This window comes from Mesorhizobium sp. M7A.F.Ca.CA.003.01.2.1 (genome assembly GCF_003998945.1).
Classification (GTDB): Bacteria; Pseudomonadota; Alphaproteobacteria; order Rhizobiales; family Rhizobiaceae; genus Mesorhizobium; species Mesorhizobium ciceri.
Genome location: NZ_RZRA01000628.1, coordinates 1 through 3426 on the forward strand (window position 1 = coordinate 1; position 3426 = coordinate 3426).

Annotated in this window: 5 protein-coding genes; 1 reads left to right on the forward strand and 4 read right to left on the reverse strand. The window is 64.3% G+C overall.

What is annotated here, in order from left to right; translation table 11 throughout:
- A partial coding sequence (locus tag EN969_RS22530) for a gamma-glutamyl-gamma-aminobutyrate hydrolase family protein (protein ID WP_164758422.1) occupies window positions 1-626 on the forward strand: 626 nt, incomplete at its 5' end.
- Here the strand turns inward: EN969_RS22530 and EN969_RS22535 are convergent.
- From EN969_RS22535 to EN969_RS22550, 4 genes are all read right to left on the reverse strand, one after another.
- Entirely contained in the window at window positions 627-1031 is a 405-nt protein-coding gene (locus EN969_RS22535; protein WP_024501916.1) for a hypothetical protein, read from the reverse strand.
- Between the two features lie 82 nt (window positions 1032-1113).
- Window positions 1114-2097: a 2-hydroxyacid dehydrogenase gene (locus EN969_RS22540; RefSeq protein ID WP_013528218.1), complete on the reverse strand. Its 984-nt coding sequence runs from the start codon at window positions 2095-2097 to the stop codon at window positions 1114-1116.
- The gene (locus EN969_RS22545) at window positions 2094-3116 is read right to left on the reverse strand and encodes a LacI family DNA-binding transcriptional regulator (protein ID WP_082826628.1); all 1023 of its coding nucleotides are present in this window, start codon (window positions 3114-3116) and stop codon (window positions 2094-2096) included. The genes EN969_RS22540 and EN969_RS22545 overlap by 4 nt, the downstream gene beginning before the upstream one ends.
- Window positions 3117-3193: 77 nt before the next feature.
- Window positions 3194-3426 (reverse strand): DMT family transporter (locus tag EN969_RS22550; RefSeq protein ID WP_164758423.1); only part of this gene is annotated, 233 nt, incomplete at its 5' end.

The window sequence follows — 3426 nt, forward strand, 5'->3', positions numbered from 1 at the left end:
ATTTCGACGAACTCCTGTCGTCGGTCGACGGCGTCATGGTCACCGGCTCGAAATCCAATGTGCATCCCTCGCTCTATGGCGGCGACGCCAGTGAAGCCAATGGCCCCTATGATCCGGCGCGCGACGCCACGACGCTGCCGCTGATCCGCCGGGCGATCGAACGCGGCGTGCCGCTGCTCGCCATCTGCCGCGGCATCCAGGAACTGAACGTGGCGTTGGGCGGCACGCTCGGCACCGAGATCCAGGAGCGCGAGGGTTCGCTCGATCACCGCGCGCCGGTGAGCGAGAAGCAGGACGAACGCTTCGCCATCCACCAGACCATTTCGATCAAACCTGACAGTTGCCTGGCCGGTGTGTTCGGTGCCGGCGACATCAAGGTCAATTCGTTGCACCGCCAGGCGATCGACCGGCTCGGTTCGAAGCTGCAGGTCGAGGCCGTCGCCACCGACGGCACGGTCGAGGCGGTTTCGGTGCGGGACGCCCGCGCCTTCGCCGTCGGCGTGCAATGGCATCCGGAATACTGGGTCAAGTCGGACAGCAATTCGGTGAAAATATTCCGTGCCTTCGGCGATGCGGTTCGGCTGCACGCCGCAGCGAAGGCCGGCGCGCGGGCCGCAGCGGAATAATCAGTCGCCGGATTTTTTATCACGGGTGGCCGCCAGCGACAGCAGCGGCAGCGCCGGGGCATAGGATTCGTAGCCGTCGCCATCGGCAGCCGCGAAGGTGACGATTGGATCGGTGCCATTGGCGCTGAAGGCAACGGTGCCATCGTTTTGCTCGCGCCAGAACTTCGCCTGTTCTATGCCCGGCAAGAGCCGACGGCATTTGGGAGCAACGGTGAGCAACGACAAACCGTCCGAAATTTCGGCCCCGCGGCTGACTGCACAGACCGCCTCATCGCCATTGGCGACCAGCCTGTAGCTGTTGGACGGGGCGGCCTCGTTGGCTACGCTTTCCCGGCTGCCGCCATGAAACAGCTGAATGCCACCAAACAGCGCTGCGGCAGCGATCAATGCGGAAAGTGCTTTCATCATTCTTCATCCACGTACACGGACAGGTTGAACAATGATTCCAAAGGGTTAAGCTGACGTTAATAAATGTGGCAGCCACCGATCAGTTTCTAGCCTTCACATGCGCCGTCTCGGGCACCGGCGTCAGCGGCCGGCGCTCGGTGAACCAGGACACCAGATTGTCGACGCACAGATCCGCCATGGCGCGGCGTGTATGGTCCGAGGCCGAGCCGACATGCGGCAGCAGCGAGGTGTTGGGCGCGTCGAGCAGCGCCTTGGGCACGTTCGGTTCGTCGGCAAAGACATCGAGGCCGGCAGCGGCGATGGTGCCGTTGGCAAGGGCTGCCGCAAGCGCTGCCTCATCGACCGTGCTGCCACGGCCGATGTTGACGAAGACGCCGTTGGCGCCAAGCGCCGACAGTATCTCGGCATTGACCGCCTTCTCCGTCGAGGCGCCGCCCGGCGCGACCGAAATCAACGTATCCACGGCTTCGGCAAGCCCTTTCAGGGTCGCATGATAGTGGTAGGAAAGACCTTCGACACGGCGCCGGTTGTGGTAGGCGACCGGCAAGCCAAAGGCCTCCAGACGCCGGGCAATGGCCTGCCCGATGCGGCCCATGCCGAAAATACCCACACTGCGCCCGCGCAAGGTCAGCCGGCTCAGCGGATAGTTGCCCTTGCGCACCCAGCTGCCGTCGCGCAGCCAGGTCTCGGCGCGCGGCAGGTCGCGGATGGTGTTGATCAACAGCCCGATCGTGGTGTCGGCGACCTCCTCGGTCAACACGTCGGGCGTGTTGGTGACCATGATGTTTTTCGCCGCCGCATGACCGACATCGACCGAATCATAGCCGACGCCGAAGGAAGCGATGAGTTCGAGGTTGGGCAATGCGTCCATCATCGCCGCGTTGATGCCGGCGAACGAAGCGATGCCGCGCACATCACTGCGCATCTCGTCGGTGACGAGCGCCGGATCGGCGCGTTCAATTCTGACACGCCTGAACGTGCGGTTGATGCGGTCGACCGCGTGGTCGTTGAAATCGCCCGGCACCAGGATGGCGACGGTCTGCAACTGTTCGGCCTTGGTCATGCACGCTCCACCGGCTTGCCGGTCGACTGACGCACATGCAGTTCCGGCTTGATCAATTCCTGCGAGGGTCGCACCGTCTGGCCGTTGAGCTTGTCGAGCAGCGCGCTGGCGGCGCGGCGGCCAACCTCGCGCTGGCCGTTCCAGACTGTGGTCAGCGCCGGCGTCGCGATCGCCGCCTCTTCGAGGTCGTCATAGCCGGTGACCGAGATGTCGACGCCCGGCACCAGGCCGGCGCGGGCAATGCCGTTCATCAGACCGATGGCGACGAGGTCGTTCCAGCAGCAGGCAGCTGTCGGCCTGTCCTTCAGCGCCAGGAACTGCCCGGCGGCCTCGAAGCCGGCCTGCTTGGTGCGCGGCCCGGCGATGCGCCAGGACGGCCCGACTTCCAGCCCGGCCGCCTCCATCGCGTTGACATAGCCTTGGTAGCGGTCACGGCCGGTCGAGGTCTGGTCGGTGCCGCCGATCATGGCGATGCGCTTGTGGCCGAGCGAGATCAGGTGATTGGTGGCGAGGCCTGTTCCATAGGAGTCGTCGCCGCGAAAGACCGGCACGTCGGCACCCTCGACGGTGCGCGCGATCAGCACAGCCGGCAGGCCGTTCTCCTCGGCCATCACGATGTCGGAAGCCGGCGTGCCTATCGCCGGCGACATGATGACGCCGTCGGCGCCGAGTTGCAAAAGCGTATCGATGAAAGTGCGCTGCTTTTCGAGCTGATCATAGTGGTTGGACAGGATGAAGGTTTGCCGGCTGCGGTCGAGCTCGCTTTCGATCGAGCGCAGGATCTCGGCGAAGAACGGGTTCATGATGTCGTGCACGACGACGCCGACAATGCCGGAACGCGAGGTGCGCAGGCTGGCGGCGCGTCGGTTGTAGATATAGCCGATGGCGCGGGCATGTTCCTTGATGCGGTCACGGGTGGTCCCGGCAACAAGAGGGCTGTCGCGCAGCGCCAGCGAGACCGTGGCCGTGGACACGCCGAGCGCATCCGCGATCGTCGAAAGCTTGATTTTTTGTGCCAGCGACGTGTGCTCCCCGGACCTGACTTTCCAGACCTAAACTGTTTAAAGGCGGCGTTATGCCACCGATCGGGGGCAAATCAAAGTTTTTTTGCCAACGCCTCGGCCTCGACGTCCGAGGCCGCGCGGCTCCGCAGCCGAAGCCTATGCTCGCGATGGACGATGTAGAGGCCGCTGGCGACGATGATGGCGGCGCCGACCAGCGTCCAGCGGTCGGGAAACTGCTTGAAGACGATCCATCCGGAAATGATCATCCACACCATCTGCGAATAGGAATAGGGCGCCAAAGCCGTGGTCGTCGCCAGCCGGTAGG